At 40.4% G+C, this 26,917-nt stretch carries 28 protein-coding genes; 6 read left to right on the forward strand and 22 right to left on the reverse strand.

What is annotated here, in order from left to right; genetic code table 11:
* On the forward strand, positions 1-702 hold the full coding sequence (truA, locus tag OFO00_RS01030; protein ID WP_270864537.1) for a tRNA pseudouridine(38-40) synthase TruA: 702 nt from the start codon (positions 1-3) through the stop codon (positions 700-702).
* A gap of 92 nt (positions 703-794) precedes the next feature.
* Positions 795-1,610, forward strand: coding sequence for a hypothetical protein (locus OFO00_RS01035; RefSeq protein ID WP_270864538.1), 816 nt, complete (start codon positions 795-797; stop codon positions 1,608-1,610).
* 293 nt (positions 1,611-1,903) lie between these two features.
* On the opposite strand, the gene OFO00_RS01040 is transcribed toward OFO00_RS01035, so the two are convergent.
* The 6 genes from OFO00_RS01040 to OFO00_RS01065 all read right to left on the reverse strand — a co-directional run bounded on the left by OFO00_RS01040 (position 1,904) and on the right by OFO00_RS01065 (position 5,322).
* Positions 1,904-2,656: an energy transducer TonB gene (locus OFO00_RS01040; protein ID WP_270864539.1), complete on the reverse strand. Its 753-nt coding sequence runs from the start codon at positions 2,654-2,656 to the stop codon at positions 1,904-1,906.
* Positions 2,649-3,032, reverse strand: a complete 384-nt coding sequence (exbD, locus tag OFO00_RS01045; protein WP_270864540.1) for a TonB system transport protein ExbD — start codon at positions 3,030-3,032, stop codon at positions 2,649-2,651. The genes OFO00_RS01040 and exbD overlap by 8 nt, the downstream gene beginning before the upstream one ends.
* Before the next feature lies 1 nt (position 3,033).
* The gene (exbB, locus tag OFO00_RS01050) at positions 3,034-3,447 is read right to left on the reverse strand and encodes a TonB-system energizer ExbB (protein WP_270861880.1); all 414 of its coding nucleotides are present in this window, start codon (positions 3,445-3,447) and stop codon (positions 3,034-3,036) included.
* Positions 3,448-3,664: 217 nt separating this feature from the next.
* Entirely contained in the window at positions 3,665-4,240 is a 576-nt protein-coding gene (locus OFO00_RS01055) for a cytidylate kinase-like family protein (RefSeq protein ID WP_270864541.1), read from the reverse strand.
* Positions 4,241-4,249: 9 nt separating this feature from the next.
* Entirely contained in the window at positions 4,250-4,942 is a 693-nt protein-coding gene (locus OFO00_RS01060; protein WP_270864542.1) for an LrgB family protein, read from the reverse strand.
* On the reverse strand, positions 4,939-5,322 hold the full coding sequence (locus OFO00_RS01065; protein WP_270861882.1) for a CidA/LrgA family protein: 384 nt from the start codon (positions 5,320-5,322) through the stop codon (positions 4,939-4,941). Before OFO00_RS01065 ends, OFO00_RS01060 begins: the two co-directional genes overlap by 4 nt.
* Positions 5,323-5,467: 145 nt before the next feature.
* Between OFO00_RS01065 and OFO00_RS01070 the strand changes: the two genes are divergently transcribed.
* Together OFO00_RS01070 and OFO00_RS01075 are read left to right on the forward strand one after the other, a co-directional pair.
* Positions 5,468-6,655, forward strand: coding sequence for an ammonia-forming cytochrome c nitrite reductase subunit c552 (locus OFO00_RS01070; protein ID WP_270864543.1), 1,188 nt, complete (start codon positions 5,468-5,470; stop codon positions 6,653-6,655).
* Between the two features lie 192 nt (positions 6,656-6,847).
* Positions 6,848-7,738: a DMT family transporter gene (locus OFO00_RS01075; protein WP_270864544.1), complete on the forward strand. Its 891-nt coding sequence runs from the start codon at positions 6,848-6,850 to the stop codon at positions 7,736-7,738.
* Positions 7,739-7,748: 10 nt separating this feature from the next.
* On the opposite strand, the gene OFO00_RS01080 is transcribed toward OFO00_RS01075, so the two are convergent.
* From OFO00_RS01080 to mnmG, 16 genes are all read right to left on the reverse strand, one after another.
* Complete coding sequence (locus OFO00_RS01080) at positions 7,749-8,312, reverse strand: hypothetical protein (RefSeq protein WP_270864545.1); 564 nt, start codon at positions 8,310-8,312, stop codon at positions 7,749-7,751.
* A 35-nt stretch (positions 8,313-8,347) separates the two neighbouring features.
* A complete protein-coding gene (argS, locus tag OFO00_RS01085; RefSeq protein ID WP_270864546.1) occupies positions 8,348-9,943 on the reverse strand; it encodes an arginine--tRNA ligase in 1,596 nt (531 codons plus the stop codon).
* A 3-nt stretch (positions 9,944-9,946) separates the two neighbouring features.
* Positions 9,947-10,150: a twin-arginine translocase TatA/TatE family subunit gene (locus OFO00_RS01090; RefSeq protein ID WP_270859118.1), complete on the reverse strand. Its 204-nt coding sequence runs from the start codon at positions 10,148-10,150 to the stop codon at positions 9,947-9,949.
* A gap of 9 nt (positions 10,151-10,159) precedes the next feature.
* Positions 10,160-10,774, reverse strand: coding sequence for a guanylate kinase (gmk, locus tag OFO00_RS01095; protein ID WP_270864547.1), 615 nt, complete (start codon positions 10,772-10,774; stop codon positions 10,160-10,162).
* Positions 10,775-12,646 (reverse strand): hypothetical protein, encoded by a 1,872-nt coding sequence (locus OFO00_RS01100; RefSeq protein WP_270864548.1) that lies wholly within the window; start codon positions 12,644-12,646, stop codon positions 10,775-10,777.
* A 58-nt stretch (positions 12,647-12,704) separates the two neighbouring features.
* Positions 12,705-13,346, reverse strand: coding sequence for an ABC transporter ATP-binding protein (locus OFO00_RS01105; RefSeq protein ID WP_270861911.1), 642 nt, complete (start codon positions 13,344-13,346; stop codon positions 12,705-12,707).
* Between the two features lie 2 nt (positions 13,347-13,348).
* Positions 13,349-14,407, reverse strand: coding sequence for a translation elongation factor Ts (gene tsf, locus OFO00_RS01110; RefSeq protein WP_270864549.1), 1,059 nt, complete (start codon positions 14,405-14,407; stop codon positions 13,349-13,351).
* Entirely contained in the window at positions 14,407-15,201 is a 795-nt protein-coding gene (rpsB, locus tag OFO00_RS01115) for a 30S ribosomal protein S2 (RefSeq protein WP_270860623.1), read from the reverse strand. The genes tsf and rpsB overlap by 1 nt, the downstream gene beginning before the upstream one ends.
* A gap of 245 nt (positions 15,202-15,446) precedes the next feature.
* A complete protein-coding gene (locus OFO00_RS01120; RefSeq protein ID WP_270864550.1) occupies positions 15,447-17,414 on the reverse strand; it encodes an HsdM family class I SAM-dependent methyltransferase in 1,968 nt (655 codons plus the stop codon).
* The gene (locus tag OFO00_RS01125) at positions 17,359-17,796 is read right to left on the reverse strand and encodes a type I restriction enzyme HsdR N-terminal domain-containing protein (protein ID WP_270864551.1); all 438 of its coding nucleotides are present in this window, start codon (positions 17,794-17,796) and stop codon (positions 17,359-17,361) included. The genes OFO00_RS01120 and OFO00_RS01125 overlap by 56 nt, the downstream gene beginning before the upstream one ends.
* Before the next feature lie 71 nt (positions 17,797-17,867).
* Positions 17,868-18,707, reverse strand: a complete 840-nt coding sequence (locus OFO00_RS01130) for a polyphenol oxidase family protein (RefSeq protein ID WP_270864552.1) — start codon at positions 18,705-18,707, stop codon at positions 17,868-17,870.
* Positions 18,671-19,294 carry a riboflavin synthase gene (locus OFO00_RS01135; protein ID WP_270864553.1) on the reverse strand — a complete coding sequence of 208 codons (624 nt, stop codon included), beginning with the start codon at positions 19,292-19,294 and terminating at the stop codon, positions 18,671-18,673. The genes OFO00_RS01130 and OFO00_RS01135 overlap by 37 nt, the downstream gene beginning before the upstream one ends.
* Positions 19,295-19,348: 54 nt before the next feature.
* On the reverse strand, positions 19,349-20,323 hold the full coding sequence (bioB, locus tag OFO00_RS01140; RefSeq protein WP_270864554.1) for a biotin synthase BioB: 975 nt from the start codon (positions 20,321-20,323) through the stop codon (positions 19,349-19,351).
* Positions 20,324-20,426: 103 nt separating this feature from the next.
* Positions 20,427-20,750 (reverse strand): c-type cytochrome, encoded by a 324-nt coding sequence (locus tag OFO00_RS01145; protein ID WP_270859129.1) that lies wholly within the window; start codon positions 20,748-20,750, stop codon positions 20,427-20,429.
* A 108-nt stretch (positions 20,751-20,858) separates the two neighbouring features.
* Positions 20,859-22,421, reverse strand: a complete 1,563-nt coding sequence (locus tag OFO00_RS01150; RefSeq protein WP_270864555.1) for a cyclic peptide export ABC transporter — start codon at positions 22,419-22,421, stop codon at positions 20,859-20,861.
* Positions 22,422-22,837: 416 nt separating this feature from the next.
* A complete protein-coding gene (gene mnmG, locus OFO00_RS01155; protein WP_270864556.1) occupies positions 22,838-24,709 on the reverse strand; it encodes a tRNA uridine-5-carboxymethylaminomethyl(34) synthesis enzyme MnmG in 1,872 nt (623 codons plus the stop codon).
* Positions 24,710-24,800: 91 nt separating this feature from the next.
* Between mnmG and OFO00_RS01160 the strand changes: the two genes are divergently transcribed.
* Both OFO00_RS01160 and purB read left to right on the forward strand, forming a co-directional pair.
* A complete protein-coding gene (locus OFO00_RS01160; protein WP_270864557.1) occupies positions 24,801-25,286 on the forward strand; it encodes a YbaK/EbsC family protein in 486 nt (161 codons plus the stop codon).
* A gap of 262 nt (positions 25,287-25,548) precedes the next feature.
* Positions 25,549-26,904, forward strand: coding sequence for an adenylosuccinate lyase (gene purB, locus OFO00_RS01165; RefSeq protein ID WP_270860740.1), 1,356 nt, complete (start codon positions 25,549-25,551; stop codon positions 26,902-26,904).
* The last annotated feature ends 13 nt before the right edge of the window (positions 26,905-26,917 follow it).

Below are 26,917 nucleotides of genomic sequence, written 5' to 3' on the forward strand. Positions count from 1 at the left end.
ATGCAAAATTTACTTCTTACCTACGCTTACAACGGCGCGCGATTTTGTGGCTCGCAGTCCCAGCCACATGGTCGTAGCGTCGAGGACGCGCTCAAAATCGCGCTAGGCAGAGTCGGGATTTTTGGCGCGCTCACCACTAGCTCTCGCACCGACAAGGGCGTGCATGCCCTGCGCCAAACAAGCACCGTAAAATGCGAACTCTACCAAAGCCTACCGCGCCTTAAAGAGCTCATCAATCGCCACTGCGCGCCATATATTTTCGTGCGCGACCTGCGCGTGGTAAGCGATGAATTTCACCCAAGATACAGCGCCAAAGCTAGGGCGTATCGATACATCATCAACCACGGCGAATTTAACCCATTTCTAAGCGATTTTCAAATTTTTATGCCCAAATTTGACACCGAAAAGCTAAATTTAATTCTTGCGAAATTTATCGGCGAGCACGATTTTAGCGAGTTTATGAAGGTTGGAAGCGAGATAAAAAGCCCGGTTCGTGAAATTTTCGTAGCGCGTGCGTATTCGCATGGAAATCTCAGCGTGGTAAATTTCGTCGCAAACGGCTTTTTGCGCGCGCAAGTGCGATTAATGCTAGCAAACGCCCTTGCCTCACTCAAATCAAATCGCCCCATAGACCTCTCCCACGCCCTCACCCGCATACCAGCCCCACCAAATGGACTTTATCTTGCAAATGTGATTTACTAAATTTTACATTTGATTAAGCGGGGTTGAATTTGTAAAATTTGATAAATTCAGTATCACAGATACTGACTGGGATTTTATAAAAAGGATTAAATTTGGATAATGAAAAAATAATGCGAGAAAAAGCAGAGCAAATGACTAAAAAAGCCGAAATGAAAATTCAACAAGCAAAAGAAAAAGAAGCTAAATATCAACAATGGCTAGAAAATAAAAAACAAACCGATCCAAATTTTAGGGATTATGATAAAGAGCCGCTCATTATACAAAGTTATGAAGAATTTTTTGTGCTAACGCTATGGATTTCATCTTTCGTTTTTGCTGGAATATTTGCTGGAATACTCAACGAATTGCGTTGGGGTAAAGTGCCACAAGAGTTGCTTTGGTTAAGTTTGATACCAATAGGTTATATTGTTATTGTTGCGATTTTGCAAAAATTCAAATTTAAAAATCATAAAATTAAATTTACAAATCATCATATCGAATTTTATGATTATGGAAAATTAAAAAGAAAATGTAAAATTGTAGAAGATGAATTAGGCAGAACATTTTTTTCTAATTCTTGTGTTAAAACAGAGACCTTTCATATAATCGTGTATTTTATAGCAATCATTTTATTAATTGTAGGTGGCGGTAAATTGCTGTTGCCTTTTATTTTGCTCTATCTTTCAAATTTGATGTTTAAATTCATCTTTTACTTATTTATAAATAAAAATTTAAAATGTTTTACGGCATTACCTTTTATAAGAATATCAAATGAAGTCTTTACTGTATCTATGTATGCTACCCCGGTTTCAGGTAGATATTTTATGATTTATTTATATAACGATGAAATTTATAAGGAAGTAAAAAAATATTTTTTACAAAAAAATATAAATATTGATAATTTACCAAAAAGTTACAAAGTATTTTAATAACAAATTTTTTTTAAAGGAGAGAACTATGAGTATCGTAGGGTGGCGTCCTTGCCCACAAAAAAAAGATAAAATAATTTAATAATCATTTAAATAAAGCTTCTTTGCTTTGCAAAGCTTTACTAAAAAACCAAATCATAATTTAATCTCGTAGATTGCTTCACTTTCTGCGAAAGCTCGCAATGACAATGGCTGGCAAATTTTCCTTAATCTGTCATTGCGAGCGAGTGAAACGAGCGTGGCAATCTACAAATTTAAAATTTAAAGTCGCTAAATTTGCAAAATTTTGAAATTTATTTCAGCACAAAGCGCACATTTACGACAAAAGTTCGCGCGCTTGTCGTGGGCGGAAATTTCGATTTCGTGCGCTCTATCGCCTTCAAAACAGCCTCATCGAGCGCCTCCACACCAGAACTAGCCGTGATCTTTGCGCCCTGCACCGCGCCACCTGGCAAATACGAAAACTCCGCCTTTACCATGCCGGTTTGCTTACGCATTTTCGCGCTTTTTGGGTAGTTTTTTTGCGCGTAGGCTGCGATGATTTTTTGTATCATGCCACCGATATTATCGCTCTTGGCGTTGCCTTGTATGTTTGCCATGCCCGCTTTTGGTGCGCCTGCGCTAGCATTAGCTTGGGCTAAATTTGGCAAATTTGAGCTAGTTTTGTTGCTATCGAAATTCTTTTTTACAGGCTTTTCTTTTGCGATTTTTTTTGGTTTTGGTTTTGGTTTTGGCTCAGGTTTAGGTAGCGGTTCGGGCGCAGGCGTAGGCTCTGGTGTAGGTTCAGGTTCAGGCTCGGGCGCAGGCTCGGGCAATGGTTCTGGTTCTGGGGCAGGTTCAGGGGCAGGCTCAGGCTGTGAATTTTGCTCGGCTAAATTTTCCAAATTTTCGGGCGCAGTATCACTCAAAGCGACGAAATTTTCAATTCTAATCACGCTTAAAGCTTCATCTTGCATCAAATTTGGCGCCCTGAAATTCGCAAAAGCGTAGCAAAGCAAGGCAATATGCAAAATCAGCGAAGTAAAAAATCCGATTACACTATTCATCTTTTTTCGTCACAATTGCGAAATTTTCGTGATTTAGCTCTTTTAAGGCGTCCATTACGATGACGAAAGCCTCGAATTTGGAGTTTTTGTCGTTTTCTAAAACAATCAAATCATGCTTTTGCAAATGCTCCAAATTTGACTTCAAAACCTCGCTATCCACGGCGATATCATCGACGAAAATTTGCGAGTGCTCGTCGATTTTAATGGTGATTTTCTTCTCTTCGCTTGGACTTTGCGCGCTTTTGGCACTTGGCAAATCGACCTTGATTAACCCTTGTGCGATAAAGGTCGAAACGCTAAGCGTGATTGCTAGCAAAACCAGCATAATATCGATAAATGGGACGATATTTAGCCCCTCTTTCCTAGGTAGTCGCATTTCAGCCCTCGTAGCGATTGAGCATAACATCGACTTTGCGCAAAAAGCAGTTATAAATCATCAGCGTAGGCACAGCGACCAAAAGCCCCAGCGCAGTGGCTTTGAGCGCGAGAGAGAGGCCTTGCATGATAGCCTTCGCGTCGATATTGGCACTAGCGCCCATGTCATAAAATGTAATCATAATGCCAGCCACAGTGCCCAAAAGCCCGATATACGGGGCGTTAGAATACACGATATAAAGTGCGGTGAGATTTTTGCTCAGCGCCTCCTCATACAGCGCCTTGCTTTTGTAGTCTTTTGGCGATACTCTTTTGTAAAACAGCACCCGCTCTATGCTAAACCAAACGACCAAAAAGCTCATAAAAACCAAAATAGAAATAATTATATAATCAATATAGTCTTTTAGAAAATCCATAAATTTCCCCCGTGGATAAAATTTGTAAATTTTGCTTATCAAAAATACAGTGATTTTGAAAATAGCGAAAAATCGGGGTATTTTAACGAAATTTAGAATATAAGTCAATAACTTTTATCAATATCAATCAATTTTGAAAGCAAAATTTTTAATAAATTCTCTCAAAATTGATTGTATAAAATTTTATACTACGCGCTATAAGTTTTGAAAATTTAAATCATTTATCGCCCAAATTTTCTTTAAATTTAATCAAATTTTCCACGATTTGCGCCGCGCCATCGACACCGCAAAACGATGTATTTATGCAGATATCATAGTTTTGCGACGCGCCCCAAATTTCGTTCGTGTAATACCTGTGAAAGCTCGCTCTGCCAGCGTCTGAGTTTTCCATAAACTCCCTGACATCGCCCTTGGTTTCGCTAGCAAGGCGAGTGAGCTTAAACTCGTCCTCCGCGCGCAAAAACACACGCAGCAAATCCCCCCTACTGCGCAAAAAATACCCAGCACAACGCCCCAAAATTATGATATTTCCGTCATGTGCGATTTGGCGATAAATTTTGGCTATGCGTTCGCGCTTCTCTTCGTTTGCGATTTCGTTGTGCGAAATGGCGTGCAAGAGCATATTTATGGGCATTTCGTTGTAAAACTCATACATCATCTCAAAGCACCCCAAAGAATCAGCTCGTTTGAGCAAATCGGCCTTTTCGAGGTAAGTGTATCCCAGCCTAGCTGCCAATTTTTGGGCTAGTTCGCGCCCACCTGCCCCTGTTTGTCTAGCGATTGTGATTACCATAAAATTTCCTTAAATAAAGTTTGCAAAAATACTGGCCCCAACCACGGTAAAAAGCCCAGTTACAGCCATCGCCAAAGACGCCATTGCGCCCTCGATATCTCCGATTTCAAGGGCTTTTGCTGTCCCCATAGCATGGCTTGCGCACCCAAGCGCAATCCCCTTTGCTACGGATTTTTTTATGCGAAATAGCCTTAAAATCGCTTCTCCAAATATATTTCCTAAAATCCCTGTTGCTATTATGCACGCCATGGTCAAATTTACGATTCCGCCCAAACTCTCGCTAATACCCATACCAATGGGCGCGGTTACGGATTTGGGTAGCAGTGTCACATAGAGCGCATGATCAATGCCAAAAATCAAAGCCAGCGCGTAAATACTGCAAGTCCCAGCCAGCACGCCCGCAAACAGCCCCGCAAAAATCGCAACAAAATTTTTGCGCAAGAGCGAGAGTTGCTCGTATAATGGCACCGCCAAACACACCGTAATCGGCGTGAGGAAAAAGCTCACATGCGCGGCGCTGGCGTTGAATTTATCGTATGGGATATCCACTATCACGAGCGTCAAAACCGTCAAAATCGTCCCCACCAAAAGCGGGTTGAAAATCGCTAGTTTGAAGCGTTTTTTCAGATAAATTCCAGCCTGAAACGAAATCAAACACAAAAAAACGCCAAAAAACGCCGAATTTATGAGTATCTCTCTCATTTTTCGTCCTCGTAGAGCTTTTTGCGCTCTTTTTCTAGCGTTTTTTCGTAATAAATCTGCGTTACAAATCCGCTAGCACCCATTACCAAAATCGTAGAAATCACCACAATCACGATTATCGCCCAAAAATTCGCCATCAAAACATCGCCAGCTACGATGATAGCAGCCCCTGCCGGGATAAAAATCACAGGCATTATCTGCATGAAAAACGACGCGCTCTCCCTGATTTGCGAGATTTTAACCACCCTAAAAATCAAAGCCAAAAGCATAAGTATCAGCCCGTAAATACTAGCTGGTATGCTAAGCGGGATAAGTTTGGATAAAATTTCAGCGCACAGAGAAATTCCTAAAATAATGCTAAATTGCTCCAAAAATTTCAAATTTCAACCTCCAAAAATTCGTCGAAATTTAGCGCAATTCGGATAAATAAAATATTAAATTTATCTAAAAAGTGTAATTTAACTAATAGAATATTTTAAGAATTCTTTTGCTAGAATAGCCCAAATTTCGACTTGGAGGGAGATTATGAGGTTTAAATTTTTAGGGCTTTTGGGACTAGGTTTCTCATTTTTGTTTGCCGCCGAGGCTGATTTCGCCGATCCAAATGTCTGTGCCACCTGCCACAGCGATGTGCATGAAGCATGGGTCAAATCCCTACACGCGCTATCACACGAGGATTCTAACGAACTTTACAAAAAATCAATTTCATTAATCGCCAAAGAAACGGGAAATTTAGAAGAGAGTCTAACGCTATCATGCGGTCAATGCCACAACGCAAAAATGAAAATCAAAGAGCTCGATGTGTCAATGAGCGTGGCGCTGTCGCTTGATTTGGACGAAAAGTCAAAGGTCAAAGAATTTACCAAAAGCGAAGATGTCAAAAACGGCATTTCGTGCTACATTTGCCACAATGTCGATAAAATCAAACCAGACCAAAGCGATCCAAGCATCTCTGGATACAAAAGCTTCTCGTGGAGTGAGGATTATGTGACTGGCCCATACGATGTGAGCGAGGCTGATGCGCTGTATCACCAAAGCCAAAAACGAGATTTTTTCCAAAACAACGACGAGCTTTGCAACTCTTGCCACCAAGGACAAGGCGGTAAATCTAAGCTATCTATTTATAATACACAGGCTGAGGGCGCAGGCGTGCAAAACGCCAAACTTTGCGTGGATTGCCACATGGGCAAATCGACCAAAAAAATCATCGCCCCTGGCGCACCTAGGGAGGGCGCGGTTATCAGAGATATCAGATCTCACTTTTTCAACGGCGCGCGCAATTCAGATATCCTAAAAGAGGCGATTGAGCTTAGATTTAATCGCTTAGGCGGCGATAAAGCGGTGATAAATTTAAAAAATTTAACCACTCACAAGGTTCCGACAGGATTTAGCGGACGCTCGGTTGAAGTGCATGTCAGATTCAAAGACAGGCTCGGTAAAATTTTATCAACGCAAAATTTAGGCGCACTTCGTGCGATCTATACAGACAGCAAAGGCGATGAAACCCTATCGTATGCCGCAAAAACTTTGAAGGAAGATACGAGATTAAACGCTGGGGAGAGCAGGGAATTTAGCGTAACTATGCCACAAAACACCTACACCGTCGATGTCAAAATCGTTTATTATGTCCTAGCGCCACAGCTTCAAAACCTGCTCGAAGTCAAGGACGAAAGCTTCACTAAGCCTTATGAAATCATAGAAATAACTTTCTAACTCTGCTTTAAAAGTGCAATGGGGTCAAATTTGACCCCATTTTTAAATTTTAAATTCCAGCGCAGGGTTGCGGGCTTGCGAAGCGGAAAATTTATAATTAATTCTTGATTATTTTGTAAATTTAATTACATTTTAAAATTCAAAATTTAAGCCAAATTTGCTAAATTTTTGCCAAATACAAAAAGGGTCTTTATGAAAAATTTAAGCATGGAATTTAGAGCCGATATCGGCATGATTTTTGTGGCGATTGCCTTTGGGTTGGGGTATTTGCCCACAGCATGGGCGATTGAGAGCAACGATGTTTTTGTCTTGCTTTTTTGGCGATTTTTTATCGCTAGCGTGATTATCGCGGCTCTGTTTTGGCGCAAAATCAAATCTATCTCGCGCACGCAAATCCGCTATGGCGTGGTTTTGAGCCTGTTTTTGTTCGCAGGATTTGTAAGCCAAGCCTTTGCGATGAAATTCGCCGCTAGCTCGTCGGTAGCCTTTATCGTGGGGCTAAATGTCGCGCTCGTGCCATTTATCGCCAGCATTTTGTTTGGATACAAAATCTACTCATACGCCTATATCGGCGTTGCTTTCGCTGTGGCGGGGCTTTATCTCATCTGCCAAACCGAGCTTGGCTTTGGAGCGGGCGAAATTTTGGCACTCGTTTGCGCGAGCGCGTATTCGTTTCATATCGTGCTAACGGCGAATTTCGTGCGCAAATGCGAAATTTTTGGCATGGTCTATGTCCAAATCGCCTCACTTAGCCTGTTTTGCGCATTGGCAAGCTACTTTGTCAGTGGCGTGAGTGTCGCGCCCGTGCTGGATACGAAATTTTTCATCGCGATGATTTTCATTTGCCTTGTAGGGACGGTTTTTGGGTTTTTTGCGCAGGCTTTGATGCAGCGCTACACCACGCCGATTAAAGTCGCTCTGTTTTTCACGCTAGAACCAGTAACTGCGGGTATTATGGGGGTTTTCGTGGGTGGAGAAATCCTAAATCGCTGGCAAATTTTAGGCGCTGTTTTGATAATCGCAGGTGTGCTAATCAGCGAGATTGGAAGCTATTTTAAGGCGAAAAATCAAAATTTGGACTAAAATTTAAAATTTATTTTAACGGAAATCTTAAATTTAGGGCTTTTAAAAATTTATCAGATTTGCGTTTGTAGTAGATAAAACTAAAAAATACTTTAAATTTGACATAGGCATTTACCACGCCCATGCCATAGACGATTGCGACAATACAAAAGAAAAGAAAATAAACTAGCTTGTCGTAAAAATACTCTATCCGCGCGATTTCTTCCACGCCAGATACGATGACCGCGCTCATAAATGCAACAAAAAGTAGCGAAAATACAACGCCACAAAATCGCTTTATCAAGTTCCAATTTCCCCAATAAGCCGTGGTCGAATAGCTGGTGACACTAAGCGCGCTATAAGTGCCCTCCTGCCAGCCTCTGGTGTAAATCACATCGATCAAATCGCCGTTTTTCGCCCACCATTTGGCGAAAATCGAGCTAAACCTAAGCCCTCCTACATAAAAAATCACGACAAAAAAATTCTCCCTCACCTCGCAGGCACGCACATCGCTGATGATTCCGCTGATTTTGCGCGCACCTGGCGGGAGCGGTTTTTTGATTTTATAAAGTAGAGTTTTGATAGGATTTTTCATTTTGAAATAAAATTTTGCCGAAAATTCGGCAAAATTTACATGCGCTCTTTCGCACTTAGCCCCATTAAGCCAAACGCCGTGCGAATACTAAGCGCGACAAGGGCAAAAAGTTTGAGTTTGGCATTTTCATTTTCGCTGCCAACCACGCGGTTTTCGTTGTAGTATTTGTGAAAATCTGCGGCTAAAATTTTAAGGAAATCAGGGATTTTTTGCAATCCTCTGCTAGCGAAGGCTTCGTTTAAAACCTCATTTAGCGTCATCGCCTCAAAAGCCAAATTTAGCCCAGCTTCGTCAAGCGTGCTAAAATCTGCGCCCAAAACCTCGCTATCGCTCATATTTTTGCCAGCTTTGCCAAAAATTTGGTAAATTCTAGCGTGAGCGTAATTGATATAAAAAATCGGATTCGAGCTATCTTCCTTGCCAAGCTCGTCAATGTCGAATTCTAGCGGTGTTTCGCCCTTTTTGCTAATAAACATAAAGCGCAAATTATCCTTGCCAATCGCACTTAGCACATCGCTCATTAGCACGCTGGTGCCTGATCGTTTGCTCATTTTAAACGCTTCGCCGTTTTTTAGCAAATTTACCATTTGCATAAGCACGATTTCTAGGGCATTTTCATCGTATCCTAGGAAGTGGATTGCCGCCTTTAAGCGCGCAATATAGCCGTGGTGATCTGCGCCCCAGACATTGACATATCGCTCAAATCCGCGCTCGAATTTGTTATTGTGATATACAATATCGCCCGCTAGATATGTCGGACGGCCGTCCTCGCGGATGACGACGCGGTCTTTTTCGTCGCCCACGGCACTGGATTTGATCCAAACCTTGCCACCTTCTTTATACATTTCGCCACTTTTTTCAAGTTTGGCGATAGTCGCGTCAAGCTCGCCATAAAGGCTCTTTTCGCTAGCCCAGTTTTGTATAGAAATGCCACAATCCGCCAAATCTTTTTTGATGATTTTCAAAACCTCGTCTTTGGCAAATTCTGCAAGCTCTAAAACTCTACCCTCATCATAAAAAATCTCTTTGCCAAATTTCTCTACGCTTAAATTTACCAGCTCATCGATATACTCGCCGCGATAGTATTTCTCGGGATACTCGACGCTCTGCCCGAAAATTTCCTTCGCGCGCAGTATCATTGAAATACCAAGCAATTCGATTTGATTGCCAGCGTCGTTTATGTAATACTCTGTGCAAACCTCGCTACCTAGGTAGTTTCCTACCTTAGCGAAGGTATCGCCATATACTGCGCCCCTGACATGGCCTATGTGAAGAGGGCCGGTTGGGTTCGCGCTGATGTATTCAAGCAAGATTTTTTCGCCTTTATGCTCTGCGCTATTTTTCGCAAAATTTTCGCCCAAATTTAGCGCATTTTGGGCTAAATTTCCAAGCACGCTAGGTTTTATATGAAAATTCAAATACCCATTTATCGCACTTGCTGATAAAATTTCGTTATCGCTAAATTTAGCCGCTAGCTCCTGGGCGATGATTTTAGGGGCTTTTCTAAGCTCTTTTGCGAGCAAAAAAGCCACAGGCGAAGCATAGTGAGCTAGGGTTTTATCTTTTGGTTTTTCGATGATCACCTCGCGCCCTAGGACGCGAGAGATTTCGTTTATAGCTAAATTTTTCAAAAACTAAGCCTTTTGAGATTCGTCAGCTTTGGTAGTTTCGCTCTCTTTTTTCACACTCTCTTCGAGTTTAGGGTCGTCTTCCATCTCTTTTTTAAACGACTTGATACCCTTGCCTACGCCTTTTGCAAGCTCAGGGATTTTTTTCGCTCCGAAAAGCAACACTATAATAGCCAAAATAATTAGCAATTGTTGAACGCTAACGCCCATTGTCTCTCCTTATTTCCAAGATTTCATAACCGCTGAAATATCGCATCTAGCGGTTTCTAATCTGATTGTTTTGTAGATTGATTTAAAATTTAAATACGCGCTTTCTAGCTCGTCGTTGATCACGAAATAATCGTATTGCGCGAGATATTTTATCTCGTCTTTTGCGTTTTGCAAACGCGTAGCGATATCGCCAGAGGCTGTATCTGCCCGTGCTAGCAGACGCTTTTCTAGCTCTGTTGGGCTCGGAGTGGTTACGAAAACCGTGGTAAGCTCGTTTTTGCTTATTTTTTGGCGAACGATTTCGAAACCTTGCACATCGATATCAAAAATCACGATTTTGCCCAAATTTAGCGCCTCTCGCACGGCTTTTAACGATGTGCCGTAGTAATTGCCATGCACGAGCGCCCACTCTAAAAATTCGTCATTTTCTATGCCATGGCGGAATTCATCTTTGTTGATAAAATGGTAATTCACGCCGTCTTTTTCGCCATCTCGCATATCTCTTGTGGTAGAACTGATAGAAAAATATATCTCATCTGTGCCAAACTCAGCGATAAGCCTCTTTATAAGGGTGCTCTTACCGCTTCCGCTTGGACCTGAAACTAGTAAAATTTTACCTAGCAATTATTTATCCTCAAATGAGATATTGATATTGATTCTAAGGTCTTTAAGTGCTTCTTGTATGTTTTCCTCGCCAGAGAATTGCTCCAACACACTAGCGATATTTGCCTCTAAATCGTAGCGTAACTGTTCTTTTAACTCATCGACGCTTAAAAATCTGCGCTCTTGCTCCAAAATTCGATTAACTTCATCGCGAGTTTTTGGTGCGACATGCGCAGGAACTTCACTTTGAGCGGTCGGCTCGACACTGACATCGACAGCTGGTTTGATATCAGGTAGCTCTACGCCACTTGCGACTTGCGGTAAATCCAAATCATCAAAATTTGGTTTTTCATCTTTTTTCTCATCTTGCGCTGCCGCTTTAACAGGCTCGGAAGCGACTTTTTTATCTTTTTCAAGGGCTAAAATATTGTCAAAAAGCAAATCATCATCGCCAGTTTCCTCATCGTCCTCATCTGAGGTCTCATCTTGTGAAATTTGGGCTTCTGGCTCAGCCTTTGCCTCGTCCTCGCCGTGCTCTACACTCTCAAATGCTGGCTCTAACGAAACATTTGCCAAAGGAATTTCTGTGTCGCTAGCTAGCGCGATTGGGGCTTCACTCTCTTTTTCGCTCTCTACTTTATCCTCTGGCTCATCATCACTAGAATTATCAAACATCGAAGAAAACATCGAACCAAAATCACTATCAGATGAATCTTCGCTCTGCTCTTTTGCCTCTTCTTTGGCTTCTTCTTTTACTTCTTCTTTTTGCTCTTCTTGCGCCTCTTCTGGCTCGTTATTTTGCGCAATCTCGCTAAGTGGCATATCGTCTGAAATTTGATCCATAACAGCACTTAGTGGCATGTCATCATCGATATCATCTAGCGAAATTTCATCTGCTAATGCGCTTAAAGGTTTATCATCATCAAGGTCATCAAACGAAATTTCACTTAATGGCGTATCATCACCGATATTTTCAGCTAATGCAGATAGCGGGACATCGTCATTTACATTATCTAGCATAGCAGAAAGCGGTGTGTCATCATCGATATTTTCAGCTAATGCAGATAGCGGAACATCATCGTCAGAGTTATAAAAATCATCTAAAAGACTTTCGAAATTTTGCGTGTTAGCCTCGCTTTGGCTAGCTTCGCTGCTTTCAGAAGCTATCTCGCTAGCTGGCTCTACGCTAGCTTCTGCGGTAGTTTTGGACTCGTTTGCAGGCTCACTAACGCTCTCATCACTTGGTTTAGCTTCTGGCTCGCTAGGGGCAAGTTCTAAAACCAAATCATCTAAATTATCAGGAATTTCGATATTAAAAGGCTCATTTTTTGCAGGTTCAGATTTTACTTCGTTTTGCGTCTCATTGCTAGCTTCTACGCTAGTAGCAAGAGAGATTGTATCGCCAGCATCGATATTTAGGGCTGGTTTTGGTTTTAGTGCAGGGTTTTCAGCTTTTGTTTCCTCATCTGCGCTATCATTGATTGGCGCTAGACCAATTCCCATATCAGCGCCCTTATCGCCCTTTTCATCGATTGACTCGATCTCTTTCATCATCGAGCTGACATCGGCGAATTCTTGTGCCATTTTTGATTTTATCTCAGGATTTGGTTTTGCCGATGAAAATCCGCTAATAAATTTAATCAATTCAGCAGGCGCAAACGGCTTAGTCAGCGTGTGTGTCGCGCCTACGATAATATCGTCTTTGGAGATCAAAAACAGGGTTTTATCGACATCAAAATGAGAAATGCTATCCTCTTCGCTATAATCTTTTATCACCAAATCATAATCTTGTTCATCAATGCTGTAATTCGCTAAATCAGAGTGTGTGCGTTCGCAACAAATATTAACTACTTTTGCAACTTGTTCATTTGTGCTATCAAGTAAAATTTTCATTTTTAGCCTTTTTGAAAAAAAATTTCCCTATTTTAGGATAATTTTGGTTAGTGATTGCTTATATTTTAGCTAAATTTTGATTATTTAGGCGATAAATTGACGAACATTTCCCTGCAAGCGACTCATCGTGGGTTACAAGCACGAGTGCGCCGTCATTTTTGGCGATATAATCAAATATCACCTCCATGACCTCATTAGCGGTGTTTTTGTCCAAATTTCCAGTTGGTTCATCGGCAAAAATAATGCGTGGGCGTTTGTTTAGCACCCTAGCGATACTGACGCGCTGCTGCTGACCACCGCTAAGCTCGCCGATATTTTGGGATAGCGTCCCAGTAATTTTTAGTTTTTCTAAAATTTCATAATCAATTTTGTTGTTTGTGAGCTTAGCTGCAAGTTCGATATTTTCTTTGACAGAAAAGCCCTTAAAAAGGTAGTGTGATTGAAAAATTATGCCAAAATCATGCCTGCGAATTTTAAGCCGTTCATCGGCGCTTAGCGAGTATAAATTTGTGTCATTGTAAAAAACTTCGCCCGAATTTGGCTTTAAAAGTGTGCATAAAATGTGCAAAAGTGTGGATTTACCGCAACCGCTCACGCCCAAAATGGCGCTAGTAGAATTTGAATTTATTGTGATATTTATATCGTTAAAGAGCGTATAATCATACGCATGAGTAAGATTAACGCCCTTTAAAAGTGTCATTTTTAGCCGATTTGTGCTGCGACTTCTGCTGCGAAGTCATCGACTTTTTTCTCTAAACCCTCGCCTACTTCGAAGCGGACATATTTTACGATTTCGATTTTGCCACCGAGTTTCTCAGCTGTCTCAGCCACTACTTGCTCGATAGTTTTTTTATCGTCCATTACGAAAAATTGTCCCATAAGTGTAAGTCTTTGATCGATTTGAGTGTTATCAGCGATAAATCTATCGATTTGACCCGGGATAATTTTGTCCCAAATTTGCTCAGGTTTGTTTTGTTTTTTAAGTTCTGCTTTTAAATTCTCAGTCTCTTTTGCCAAAACTTCATCAGTGATTTGAGCGCGTGAGCCATATACTGGGATTTTGTGCAAAGGTTTGCCCAGTCTTACTCTCTCTTCATTGTCTTTTTCTAACTCGCCCACAAGTGCTGCGAATTCTTTTTCGATAAATTCTTTATCCAAATCTTTGTAGCTAATCACGCTTGGTTTCATAGCTGCTGCGTGCATACAAAGGTTGCGGATTAAATCTTTTGCGCCCTCGGCAGTTTTTTCGCTATCGCAAGCTGCTGCGATGATGACGCCCACACGGCTATTTGAGTGCAAGTATCCTTGGACTACGCCATTTGCGCCAGCTTTGACGGTTTCAAATCTGCGGACAACCAAATTTTCGCCGATTGTCGCGATTTGAGTTTTTAGGTGATCTTCGAATTTCACGCCGTCGATTACGCTCTCATTTAGCGCTTCTACTGTTTCGATGCTATTTTTTTGGACATGAATAGTGATATTTTTAACCAAATCAATGAAATTTTGGTTTCTTGCGACGAAATCAGTTTCTGAATTTACCTCGCTAATTGTTGCAGCGTTGCCATTTACTTCGACACATACTAGACCTTCGCTAGCTAGGCGATCTGCTTTTTTCGCAGCTTTGCCAAGACCTTTTTCGCGTAGTAGATCCACGGCTTTTTCCATATCGCCGTTTGTTTCAACTAATGCTTTTTTGCAGTCCATCATACCTGCGCCAGTGCTTTCGCGCAGTTCTTTTACCATTTGTGCTGAAATTTCCATTATTCTGCGTCCTCTGCTGTTTCGAAATCTTCTTCGCTCATCGCTTCTTCTACGATTTCATCTTTTTCTTCTTGGCTTACTTCTGCTTTTTCTTCGCTTACTTCGCCGTCTTGGTCTCTTAGCGCTTTTCCTTCATTGATAGCCTCAGCCATTTCTTGGCAGAAAAGTTGAACCGAGCGGATAGCGTCATCATTGCCCGGAATTGGGAAATCTACAACATCTGGGTCGCAGTTTGTATCAAGTGGGGCAACAACAGGGATTTTTAGTCTGTTTGCTTCTGCAACGGCGATTTTTTCTTTTACTACATCGATGACAAAAATCATATCAGGCAAGCTTTTCATATTGCGAATTCCGCCTAGATATTGCTCTAATTTCTCTTTTTTGCGGCGTAGCATTAGGGCTTCTTTTTTTGTTAGAAGGTTGATTGAGCCGTCTTCTTCCATAGCTTCGATGACTTCTAGTTTGCGGATTGATTGTTTGATAGTGCTGAAATTTGTTAGCATACCGCCTAACCAGCGATGATTTACAAATGGCATTCCACATTTTTCAGCGTATTCACGCAAAGTCGCACCTGCTTGTTTTTTAGTGCCGACAAATAGCACTGTTTTGCCCTCAGCTGCTGCGTCGCGAACGACATTGTAAGTGTAGCGGAAGTAGCGGATAGTTTTTTGCAAATCTATGATATAGATACCTTTTCTCTCGCCAAAAATGAATTTTTTCATTTTTGGGTTCCAGCGGCGTGTTTGGTGACCAAAATGAACGCCACATTCTAATAAATCTCTCATTGTAACCATGAGTTTTCTCCTTATGGGACTAGCCCGAAATTTAGTTTCTTCCTCCGCATTTTTTAGCAAATTTAGGGCTTTTTGGGCGTGAAATTTGCTTTCACAACTTGCCAAATTTGCAACTAAATAAGGATAAATGCGTGTGAAATGAAACTTGGATTATACTGAAATTATTCTGAAATTAAGATAAATTAAAAATTCGAGATTTCGCTACAAAAATACATAGTAAAAATCTCGAATTTGATTATAAAAAATTATGAATTAAATAGTTTTGTATTAAGATTTATAAATTCCCTTGAACTATTTATATAATTTTTTATAGCATGTAATTTATAGTCACTTAATTTCGGAAATACTATGTCGCACAAATCGTTTTCTTTTACATCAAGCATAATTGAACCAGTTGCCAATGCTTTCATTTGTATTAAATAATCTTGTGAAAATAAAAAACCATAAAAACTAAGCCTTTTAACTTCATCATCAATTCTAATACGATAGCACCCATTTGTTAAAATAAAATTTTCTGCATTATCATGCAAAATCATAGCAAACGATTCCAAACTTCCTTTTAACTTTGATATACATATATCATATTTTTGCAAATTCATTGCAGCCCTATTTGGTAATTGCCAACCTTTTAAAATATTATCTAACCTATATGAGCCATATCCAATATTGCCTATATCTAAGTAAATATAGTCATCATGAGATATTTTTTTTACTTCTTTTTTATTTGTTATTTCATTAGGTGATAATGTAAAATAATCTTGTGATTTTATCTTATTTATAGTTGATATATATTCAAATTCATTACTTTCTGCTCTTAAAATCAAATTTTTTAAAAAATTATTTCTAGTTATATACGCATAATCCATATTAGTGTTTTCTTTTTCAAAACCACTTATATTATTATCAAAAATAAATTGTTTAAATTTTTGTAAAATTAACGGAAAATCACTTAATGGAATTTTATTATTATCTGTATCTAAAATTTCAGTTCCGTTATTTTCATCTCTTTGATATAATCTATCTAATGTTTTCTTATGAAAATCAAACCCCACATCATTAGCTACGGCAGTAAAAATCCTATAATCATTTTCCATTTTTTCTTTTTTTACTACTAAAATTCCAGTTTTTACACCAGTATTACTACCCTTAAAAACGCCTTCTGGCAAAGAAATATAAGCTACTATCCTATAATTGAGTAAAAATTTTCTAATCGCAACATCGCTAGGATTATTTAAATATCCATTTGGCAAAATTATACATAAAATACCATTGTTTTTGAGCAATTTTAGACTTCTCTCTATAAATAATACACCAAGCCTTTTTCCTTGATTATCTTTGCTATCAAAACTTTTGCTTTTGCCGCTTTTGAAATATTTAAAAATATCATATTGTTCTAAAATATCATCACTTCCATTGAAAATAGTTTGAGTTCCAAACGGTGGATTGGTTATTACTAAATCAAAACGCTCATTATATATATCAAATTCAGCAATACTATCTTTTTCATAAATATTTGTTTTGCCATCACCATTTAATATCATATTCATTTTAGCAACTTTACAAGCTTCTGGCGAACAATCAAAATAATATAAATTTTCTCTAATATTTTTATTCTTTTTTAAAGCACCTATCAAAAAATCACCACTACCACCAGCTGGGTCTATAACTGTCGTCATATTTCCTATAACCAGCATTCCAACAATAAATTCTATAATATCAATAGGTGTATAAAATTGTGATAATTCCGTTTTCAAAGTGCTTTCTGCGTATTTCATAAACAATGCTTGTAATACTTCTTGTCGAGATTCCAACAATGTATATTGTTCTAATAATTTAACTATTTTTATCAAAGTTTCATTGTGCAGGTTAAATTCATCATCTAAATCTAATTTATAATATTTGTTCGCCTTTTCATATAATTCTTGCATTTTAGTTTGCAAATCTTTTCCAAGCTGAAAACTCAACGGCTCGTCATCATTACAATGCTCTTTTTCATCATAATATTTGCATATTAAAATTTTAAAAAATTCTTTATATGATTTTTCTTTTGTTGAACCCAAATTGTGTAATAATTGATGAATTATATATAGAAATGGATAAAATGATTTTATTGGTTGCAAGTCAGAATATTTTAATGGCTCATCTTTGAAAGTCCAATTATACTTTGGAAATTTTACAAAAGGATATTCTTGTTCGTAGCCCCCCCCCCACATCTAAAAATACATTTTCTACACCATCATAATAAATTCCATAAGTAGCTTTATTTTTTATCAGCGGTGGTTTTAATTGTGTTTCTATTGTTTCATTTTTTTTATTTACATCATCTCTCTTTATTTCGGCTATTAGAAAAATCTTTTCTTTTTTGTCGTCATCATAAATAACAATGTCCGCTCGTATATTATTTCTACCAGAATTTCCTAAATTATCCCAAACAATTTTTTCAAAATCAAATCTTTCTTTTGGATAACCCAAATTTAATAGCTCTTTCACGCACTCTATTCTACGATATTCTTCTGTAAAAGTTAAATCATCTTTGGCTTTTTCTTTAACTTTCAGTTCGCCACGAATTGGACAATTTAGCGTTTTGTTTGACATATAAATCCTTTAATAAAAATATCCCAAATTTTATAATATTTTTTCTTAAACACATTTGTGTAACTATATATTTATAAAATTTTCACCACAAAGCCGCAGAAACGACCGGTTTCGCGCTCTCTGCGATATGAGTAAAGATGATTTTCGCAGTGAGTGCAAAATTTGCTAAATTTGAATTTTTTTATGCCAAGTTCGCTAAATTCAGCCTTTAAAGCCAAATTCATATCAAATTTATCGCCGTTTTTAAATTTATTAAATTCGCCCAAATCCATTTCGCCCACTTCGTAGCACTCGCCCCCGATATTTGCCCCCACAATCACGCTTAAATCGTAAATTTTCGTGCCGTAAATTTCACTCATTTTATGCGCTGTTTTGGTTACGATTTTTTGCGTAACCCCAGCTCTGCCAGCATGAGCCACGCCGACAGCACCACATTTTTCATCAAAAAGTAGCACCGGCGAACAATCCGCCACCATGACACACAGCCCCACGCCACGCAAATTTGTAACCAAAGCGTCGCACTCAGGGAAAATTTTCACAAATTCGCTTTGCAAATTTTCACTTTTAAATTCGCCAAATTCAAAAAATTTATCAAATTTCGCCCCAAATTCAGCCATAAATTTTTCATCAACAACGCAAATTTTATCGCTATGAATTTGGTTCATAAAAATCAAATTTCGCAACTCTAAACCCAGCAAATTTGCCAGTTTAAAACGATTTTTTAGCACATTTTCAAATTTATCGCCAACATGAAAAGCAAGGTTAAATTTGCCAAATTTTCCCAAATTTTCGCCGTTCAAATTTTTCGGCGCAGTATCCTTAAAAATTGCGTTAGCTAAACCAAATTTATCGGTAAAGCCGAATTTAAAGGCATTTAGTAAAGGCTTGAAATCAAATTCACCTGATCCCACGACAAACTCTCTTTTTTCTCGCCTACAAAGCCCAAAATTCGCGCTGCGTATCTTGCGAGCAGATCGGTTTCGACATTTACTTTTCGCCCCATTTTAAACTCGCCAAATAGCGTATCTTTCATAGTTTGCGGGATTGTGGTTAGGCGAATTCCGCTAGATAAAACTTCGTTTATGGTAAGGCTAACGCCGTCGATTGCGACCGAGCCTTTGTTTGCGACAAACGGCATTAAATTTTTTGGCAAATTTATAAAAAAATCATATCCGCTTTTTAGCTTTGTGATTTTTGTGATTTCGCCCACGCCGTCGATGTGTCCTTGCACCAAATGCCCGTCAATCCGCTCTCCAAGTCGCATAGCAGGTTCGATATGCACTCTGCCTCTGAAATTTTGCGTGGCGATGAGTGCGGCGGTTTCGCTCGAAATCTCCACGACAAAGCCGTCAGCCAAAATTTGCGTTACGCTCAAACACGCGCCGTTTATGGCGATACTATCGCCGATACGCTCAGGGCGAAATTTAGCGCGAATTCGAAGCGAATTTCCGCTAAAACTAACGACTTCGGCGATTTCTCTAATTAGTCCGTTAAACATTTTTTCTCCAAAATTTTTGCGAAATTTTACAAAAAACAGCTTAAATTCGCAAATTTATATCCTAAATCCAAGCGAAGAAACAAGCGCCATATCGCCACTTATGCTATCCCCTGTGGTGGTGAGAAAATCCCCTGTAATCGCCGAATTTACGCCGGAATTTAGCGCCTTTTCGATACTTTTACCAAGCTTTACTCGCCCGCCCGCAAAACGCAGATAAACACGCGGTAAAATAAATCTATACACGGCGATTGAGCGTAAAATCTCTTCTTCGCTAAGCGGCGCACTGTTTTCAAGTGGAGTGCCTGAAATCGGCATTAAAATGTTTATCGGCACAGAGCTTACGCCAAGTTCTCGCAACTCAAACGCCATATCTATGCGGTCTTCCACGCTCTCGCCAAGCCCAAAAATCCCGCCGCTACACACATCAAGCCCGACAGCGTGGCAGTTTTTGATAGTTTGCACTCTATCATCATAGCTGTGTGTGGTGCAAATTCGCGGATAAAACCTGCGCGAAGTCTCTAAATTATGATGATAGGTTTTCACGCCACTATCTTTAAGCTTTTGCAAGGCTTGCACGCTCGCAATCCCAAACGAAGCGCAAAGGTGCAAATTCGTCTGCTCTCTTAGCGCACGATAAATTTGCTCGATTTTTGGCATATCTTTGTCATTTTCGCTTATCCCGCGACCACTGGCAACGAGCGAAAAGCGATGAACTTTTGCCTTTTCGTTTTGCTGTGCCATTTGCAAAACGGGCGCAGTATCCAAAAGTGAGTAGGTTTCGCAACCTGTTTTAAAATGCGCAGACTGGGCGCAATATTTGCAATCCTCCGAGCATTTGCCAGAACGCGCATTTATAATCGAGCAAAAATTAAACTCATCGCCACAGCAAATTTGCCTAATCTCGTTTGCCGCGCTCAAAAGTGCGTCCAAATCGCTAGTTTTGGCTAAATTTAACGCTTCATTTTTGCTTAAACTCTCACCGGCGATAACCTTGTCTTTCATCTCGTTTATAAAATTTAAATCGCTCATAAAAGCTCCAAATTTTGAAATTTCAATGATTATAAATTTGATTAAATTAAAAAAGCCTGACGCGAGGGGGACGCGCCAGGCTAGAATTGATTAAAAAGGGGGATTATTTTTTGCTTTCGATGAAATCAGCCAATGCTGCGATTGACTCGTCATCTAGTGTTGCGACTTGGCCTTTCATTACGCCAGCCATGCCGTATTTGCCCTTACCGCCGTCGCCGACAGTGCCTTCTTTGTAGCCTTTGACGCTAGCGATAATATCGTCTTTTGCAAGTGTGTTTAGCGCTGGAACTTTACCGCCTAGGTAAGGTTTGTCAGCGTTTGCGCCGTGGCATGCTGCGCATTTTTTGAATAGCGCCTCTCCGTCAGCAGCAAAAGCACTTGAACTAATTGCCGCTAATGCAGCACATGCGATGAAAACTTTTTTCATTTTCGATCCTTTCAGTTAAATTGCGTGTGAAGTATAATCTAAATTTTGTAAATTAAAATTAAATTTTTATCAAAGAAAAATTAATCTGGTAAAATTTAAACCAAAATTTCAGCGAATTTGCGAAATTTCGCCCCCGCTCATTTTATAAATTTTATCCGCCACGCCGAAATATTTATCATCGTGGCTTATCGCAAATATCGTGTATCCGCGCTCTTTGAGCCTTGGGATTATGCACTCGTAAAAGTGTGCGCGAAAATGCGGGTCTTGATCTGCTGCCCACTCATCGAGCATGATAAATTTGCGCCCCTCGCTAAGCGCAGCTGCGAGTGCTAGGCGTTTGCGCTGACCTGCGGAGAGATTTGTGGTGCTAAATTTGCCCCCTTCGATACTGACCTTTTGCGAAATTTCCATGATTTCGAGCCACTCGCGCGCAGTATTTTCATCGCCCACGATATAATCAAACAAATAAAAATCGCTAAAAACCGCGCTTATATTATTGCTATATGAACGCAAATCATCTGCACTTACTGCCTTATTATCGACGCAAATTTCGCCACTTTGTGCGCCATAAAGCCCAGATAAAATCATAAACAGCGTCGATTTGCCGCTGCCGTTTTCGCCGACTAGAAACACGACCTCGCCCGAATTTATGGCTAAATTTAGGTTTTTCACGCCAAATTTGCCGTTTTTATAGGTAAAGCTTACATTTTTTAATTCGAGTTTTTGCCACGCAGGCAAATTTTTTATTTCAAATCCCGCCACATGCGGATCTAGCCCTAATTCCTCGATTTTTTGGTAAGCGATTTTGGCGCGCAAAATGCTTGGGAAAGAGAAAACAAGCATCATAAGTGGCGCACGCAAAAATAATATCGTAAGCGCGATTGTTACGGCGTTTGCAAGAGCCTGTGCGCCACCATTTAGCCCCCAAAACAGCACCACGCCCACAGCGCCTAGCATCATCACGCTCATAAAATTCCCCGCAAACGCCTGATAAACCTGCGCTTTTAGCGAGGTTTGGCGCAGATTGTTTGCGTTTGGGATAAATTCGTTTTCGTAAAGATAGCGCGCTTTTTTTATGTTTAGCGAAAGCTCTTTGTGCCCTTCGATCGCCTTGGAATAGTTTTTGTAAAGCTCGTCCTCGTTTTTGCGGTAAGCGTCGAAATTTTGCATTACTTTGCGCATGATTAGCTGGTTTAAAATCATCAGCGCGCCAATCCACACGAACAAAAACAAAAACATTTTCGGCGAAATGTAAATCGTGTAAATTCCAGCGAACACGACCGTCATACCGCCCTGGATTAGCTCGCTAATGCGCATAAATCCATCAGTCAGGCGCGAAATATCAGAGCTTAGCGACGCCAGCAAATTCGCCTTTGACGCGGCCTCAATGCGCTCAAATTTCGTATCGATTATCTGCTTGATGACCTTTGAGCGCAGGTTGAAGACGAAGTTATTCTCAATCACGCAAAGCACGGCGCGCGAAGCGACCGAGAGAGCCAAAAACAGCACCAAAAGCCCAAAAAACATAAAAATTAGCGAGGTTGTTTTCTCGCCCTCGCCTAACAAATATTTATTGATAAACGCTAAAATCGCGATTCCAGCGCCACTATAAACGGCGTTAAAGATAATCATTAGCAAAATTTGCTTGCCAAAACCTTTGTAGTGTTTCAAAATTTTTTCCTTAAATTTGTTTAATCGCGGAATTTAAGCACAAAAAATTTTATAAATTTTAAATTTGGTAAATTTGAAATTTTAAAATTTCGCATTTCGCTAGCGCAACCCCCAAACACTGCCCCCGAAATTGCAAAGAAATGCAAAGCATTTCCGTAAAAATAAAATCAGCTAAATTTAAAGCGAAGCTTTAAATTTAGCCACTTCTAAGGTTTTACAGGGGTGGGGGTTGGTAAGGGGGAGGGTAGCGTCTCCTAAAAAGCGCGCCCTCCCCCTTACGGAGAATTTCACGGCGCAGGTTAAATTCAAAAAATCGTTCAATGCTAAATTTAGGTTGAATTTTGAATTTAAATTTTTCTGGATTGCTTCGAAAACTTCGTTTTCTCGCAATGACAGCAAATTTAGCGCAAATTTCGCTATTTTTTCCCGCGCATTTTGATATAAATGTGCAAAATATCAATCGCGGCAGGTGTTACACCTGAAATCTCACTTGCAGCAAACAGCGTCGGCGGAGCGAATTTTTCTAGCTTTTCGACCACTTCATTGCTAAGCCCGCTAACCGCGCGAAAATCGAAGTCCTCAGGGATTTTCACACTTAGCATATCCTTCATTTTATCAATACTGGCGCGCTGTTCGGCAATGTAGTGTTTGTATTTGCACTCGACTAAAATTTGCTCCAAACTCTCATCACAAAATCCCGCAAAAATCGGATCAAGCGACTTTAATTTCTCTTTTGTAAAGCTCTTTCTGGCTACGATTTTTTGCAAGCTTACATTTTGGCTTATCGCCTCTTCGCCAAGTTCTGCTAAAAACGCCAAATTTGCCTTGTTTGGCGTGAGTTCTTTGGCTTCTAAAAGCTCCACGCCAGCCCTCGTCTCGCCCTCAATCTTGCAAATTTTGCTATAAATTTCATCATCAATCAGCCCTATTTCATGCCCGTATTTGCCAAGGCGCAAAATCGCGTTGTCCTCGCGCAAAAGTAGCCTAAACTCGGCGCGCGAAGTGAACATTCTGTATGGCTCTTTCGTGCCTTTGGTGACCAAATCATCGATTAGCACGCCGATGTAGGCCTCATCACGGCGCAAGATTAGTGGCTCTTTGGCGCGCACGGCAAGGCCTGCGTTAATGCCCGCCATAAGCCCCTGCGCCCCAGCCTCCTCGTAGCCTGTGGTGCCATTAATCTGTCCGCCAAGATACAGCCCCGAGACCTTTTTGCACTCCAAAGAGTGTTTGAGCTCAGTTGGATCGACATAATCGTATTCGATAGCGTATCCTGGGCGCACGATTTTAGCGTTTTCAAAGCCCTTAATCGAGCGGATAAAGCTAACTTGCACATCGTAAGGAAGCGAAGTCGAAAGTCCATTGACATAATACTCGCTAGCCTCCATAGTTTGGGGCTCGACGAAGACATGGTGGCGCTCTCTGTCTGGGAATTCATAAATTTTAGTCTCTATGCTAGGGCAATACCTTGGTCCTGTGCTTGAAATTTGCCCAGTAAACATCGGCGCACGGGCGAAATTTGAGCTGATTATCTCGTGGGTTTTTTCGTTCGTGTAAGCAATGTAGCATGGAAGCTGATTTGGCGCGAAATTTTCGGTGCGGAAGCTAAATGGCTTTGGATTTTCGTCGCCGTCTTGGCGCTCTAAGACGCTAAAATCAATTGTTTTTGCGTCAATTCTAGGGCAGGTGCCGGTTTTGAGCCTGCCCATTTTTAACCCGAAAGATTTGAGCGAATTTGAGAGATTTTTCGATGGTAATTCGCCCACGCGCCCCGCTTCTATGGTGCTTTCGCCCACATGCACAAGGCCGTTTAAAAATGTGCCTGTGGTGATGACGACCTTTTTGGCGGTGTATTCATTGCCAAGGTGGGTTTTCACGCCTCGCACGATGATTTCATCACCACGATTTTCGCTTAAAATTTCGGTTGCGATCTCTTGCGTGAGCTCCAAATTTGGTGTGTTTAAAAGCAAATTTCGCATATAAATGCGGTATTTATCCATATCGATTTGCGCGCGCGAACCACGCACAGCTGGGCCTTTGCTCTCGTTTAGTATGCGGAATTGAATACCGCACTCATCGGTGGTGCGCCCCATTTGACCGCCAAGAGCGTCGAGTTCTTTGACCAAATGCCCCTTAGCTAGGCCTCCGATTGCAGGATTACAGCTTGCAGCGCCTAATTGCTCGACTAAAATCGTAATCAAAAGTGTGCGCACGCCCATTTTCGCGCTTGCTAGCGCAGCCTCGATTCCAGCGTGTCCGCCGCCTATAACTATCACATCATAATTCATATTTTTCCTTTAAAATTTTGCGTGCGATAGTATCAAAAACTCTATGAAATTTTGGTAAAATTGAGCTTTTAAAATTTAAAAAGGATTGAAAATGAGCGAGAAAATTTTTAATAAAATCGTTGAAATTTTAGAGGCTAATGGGGCGAAATTTCGCGTCGTAACTCACGATAGCGTAGGCACTAGCGCAGAGGTTGCCAAAGCAAGAGGCACTGAGCTTGGACAGGGTGCAAAAGCTCTAATTTGCACCCTAAAAGGTGGCGGAGAAAAAATCTATGCCCTAGCCGTGCTTCCAGCCGATATGCAAGCGGATTTGAGCACGCTAGCAAAGGCGTTTGAGCGAAATCGCGCCAGCCTAGTCTCTCCGACCGAGGGATTGGAGCTAAGTGATTGCGTTTTTGGCTCTGTGCCGCCGTTTAGCTTCCACGAAAAGCTAGTGCTAGTCTGCGACCCTGCGCTTTTTACGCGATATGACGAAATCGCATTTAACGCAGGCTTGCTCGATCACTCGGTGATTTTAGACGCGAAAGATTACCAAAAAATCGCAAATCCAAAGCTGGTAAAATTCGCTAAAATTTAGCCAAATCAAAATTTGGCTTTTTTAAATTTAAACGGACGAATTTTGACACTATTTTTAAAATTATTCCCTAAATTTGGGCTTAAATTTAAATAAATCAAATTTAGCCAAATTTCAGCAAATTCCCAAAACAGCGCACTTTTTTTAATTAAAATTTCACTAACCCAAATTTTTTAAAATCCAAACGGACAATTTCTGACATTTTTATTCAGTAAAATTTTGCCAAGAAAATTAGAAAAACAAATTTCTTTTTAAGGAGTGCAAAATGGCATCAGGCGTAGTAGATAGTAGAGTTTTTAGAGTTATGTTCGTCAGCGAAGAGATGAGAAAGATTTTCAGCGACGAAAACAAAGCGCAAAAATGGCTAGATACCGAAGCTGCTCTTGCAAGAGCGCAAGCAAAACTAGGCATTATCGAGCCAAGACGCGCCGAGCAAATCACAAAATTTGCCAAAGCCGAGCTTTTAGATTTAGACGCAATAGGTGAAAACTACAAAAGCTCTATCACAATCGTTCCTTTGCTAAAAGAATTTAAAAAGGTTTTCGACGATGATAGTGGCGAATTCGTGCATTGGGGTGCGACAAGCCAAGATATTATGGATAATGGTATGGTTTTGCAAATCAAAGAAGCTTTGCCGCTCATCAAAAAACTTTTGGAAAAAACCTACAAAGAGGCATTGAGAATTTCAGCCGAGCACAAAAACACAGTTATGGCTGGTAGAACGCATGTAATACACGCTTTGCCTATTACATTTGGTTTTAAAACTGCAATGTGGGCGCAAGAAATTCGCAGAAGCCTTGATAGATTAAAAGAGATTACTCCAAGAGTTTTAGTTGGTCAATTAAGCGGTGCAGTCGGCACTATGGCAAGCCAAGAGGGCAAAGGCTTAGAAATGCAAAAACTTATGATGGAGGATTTGGGCTTAAATATCCCTGTGATTTCATGGCACCCAAGCAGAGATCACATGGCTGAGTATGTATCTACGCTAGCGATAATCGCAGGAACAATCGGACGCATCGCAAGAGAAATTTTAAGTCTTCAAAGAACTGAAATTTGCGAGGTTGAAGAGCCGTTTTTCATGGGAAAAGTAGGAAGTTCTACTATGCCACATAAACGAAATCCGCAAGTTTGCGAAGGCGTAATCGCTCTAACTAAAATTGTCCGCGCACAAGCACCTTTAATGGTAGAGGCTATGGAGTGCGAAAACGAGCGCGACTGGGGTTGCGAGGCAGTAGAGTGGGACGCAATTCCAAAAAGCTCTATTTTAATCGCAGGTGCGCTTGAAAAAATCAACGATATTTTAGAAAATTTACTTGTTTATCCACAAAATATGAAAAGAAATCTTAATGCACTAAAAGGCGCAATGCTAAGCGAAGCCGTAATGCTACACCTAGGCGAAAAGCTTGGTCGTTTAACTGCGCACGAAATCGTTTATGAAGTTTGTATGAAAGCCTTCACAGACGGCAAACCAGTAATCGACGATCTTTTAGAGCGCGAAGAGGTTAGTAAATATTTCACAAGAGCAGATTTAGAAGAAATCATGCAACCTGAAAAATATGTCGGATTGAGTGCTACTTTTGTAGATAGAGTTATCGAAGATAGTAAAAAATACTTCGGATAAATTTAAAAAGGAT

The organism is Campylobacter sp. VBCF_04 NA7 (genome assembly GCF_027737405.1).
In the GTDB taxonomy this organism is placed as follows: domain Bacteria; phylum Campylobacterota; class Campylobacteria; order Campylobacterales; family Campylobacteraceae; genus Campylobacter_B.

Excerpts from the sequence above, each read along its gene's own strand:
- truA (WP_270864537.1), top strand. The coding sequence starts at position 1 with ATGCAAAATTTACTTCTTACCTACGCTTACAACGGCGCGCGATTTTGT.
- OFO00_RS01040 (WP_270864539.1), bottom strand. The coding sequence starts at position 2,656 with ATGAATAGTGTAATCGGATTTTTTACTTCGCTGATTTTGCATATTGCC.
- exbD (WP_270864540.1), bottom strand. The coding sequence starts at position 3,032 with ATGCGACTACCTAGGAAAGAGGGGCTAAATATCGTCCCATTTATCGAT.
- exbB (WP_270861880.1), bottom strand. The coding sequence starts at position 3,447 with ATGGATTTTCTAAAAGACTATATTGATTATATAATTATTTCTATTTTG.
- OFO00_RS01055 (WP_270864541.1), bottom strand. The coding sequence starts at position 4,240 with ATGGTAATCACAATCGCTAGACAAACAGGGGCAGGTGGGCGCGAACTA.
- OFO00_RS01060 (WP_270864542.1), bottom strand. The coding sequence starts at position 4,942 with ATGAGAGAGATACTCATAAATTCGGCGTTTTTTGGCGTTTTTTTGTGT.
- OFO00_RS01070 (WP_270864543.1), top strand. The coding sequence starts at position 5,468 with ATGAGGTTTAAATTTTTAGGGCTTTTGGGACTAGGTTTCTCATTTTTG.
- OFO00_RS01075 (WP_270864544.1), top strand. The coding sequence starts at position 6,848 with ATGAAAAATTTAAGCATGGAATTTAGAGCCGATATCGGCATGATTTTT.
- OFO00_RS01080 (WP_270864545.1), bottom strand. The coding sequence starts at position 8,312 with ATGAAAAATCCTATCAAAACTCTACTTTATAAAATCAAAAAACCGCTC.
- OFO00_RS01090 (WP_270859118.1), bottom strand. The coding sequence starts at position 10,150 with ATGGGCGTTAGCGTTCAACAATTGCTAATTATTTTGGCTATTATAGTG.
- OFO00_RS01100 (WP_270864548.1), bottom strand. The coding sequence starts at position 12,646 with ATGAAAATTTTACTTGATAGCACAAATGAACAAGTTGCAAAAGTAGTT.
- OFO00_RS01105 (WP_270861911.1), bottom strand. The coding sequence starts at position 13,346 with ATGACACTTTTAAAGGGCGTTAATCTTACTCATGCGTATGATTATACG.
- tsf (WP_270864549.1), bottom strand. The coding sequence starts at position 14,407 with ATGGAAATTTCAGCACAAATGGTAAAAGAACTGCGCGAAAGCACTGGC.
- rpsB (WP_270860623.1), bottom strand. The coding sequence starts at position 15,201 with ATGGTTACAATGAGAGATTTATTAGAATGTGGCGTTCATTTTGGTCAC.
- OFO00_RS01120 (WP_270864550.1), bottom strand. The coding sequence starts at position 17,414 with ATGTGGGGGGGGGGCTACGAACAAGAATATCCTTTTGTAAAATTTCCA.
- OFO00_RS01125 (WP_270864551.1), bottom strand. The coding sequence starts at position 17,796 with ATGTCAAACAAAACGCTAAATTGTCCAATTCGTGGCGAACTGAAAGTT.
- OFO00_RS01135 (WP_270864553.1), bottom strand. The coding sequence starts at position 19,294 with ATGTTTAACGGACTAATTAGAGAAATCGCCGAAGTCGTTAGTTTTAGC.
- bioB (WP_270864554.1), bottom strand. The coding sequence starts at position 20,323 with ATGAGCGATTTAAATTTTATAAACGAGATGAAAGACAAGGTTATCGCC.
- OFO00_RS01145 (WP_270859129.1), bottom strand. The coding sequence starts at position 20,750 with ATGAAAAAAGTTTTCATCGCATGTGCTGCATTAGCGGCAATTAGTTCA.
- mnmG (WP_270864556.1), bottom strand. The coding sequence starts at position 24,709 with ATGAATTATGATGTGATAGTTATAGGCGGCGGACACGCTGGAATCGAG.
- OFO00_RS01160 (WP_270864557.1), top strand. The coding sequence starts at position 24,801 with ATGAGCGAGAAAATTTTTAATAAAATCGTTGAAATTTTAGAGGCTAAT.
- purB (WP_270860740.1), top strand. The coding sequence starts at position 25,549 with ATGGCATCAGGCGTAGTAGATAGTAGAGTTTTTAGAGTTATGTTCGTC.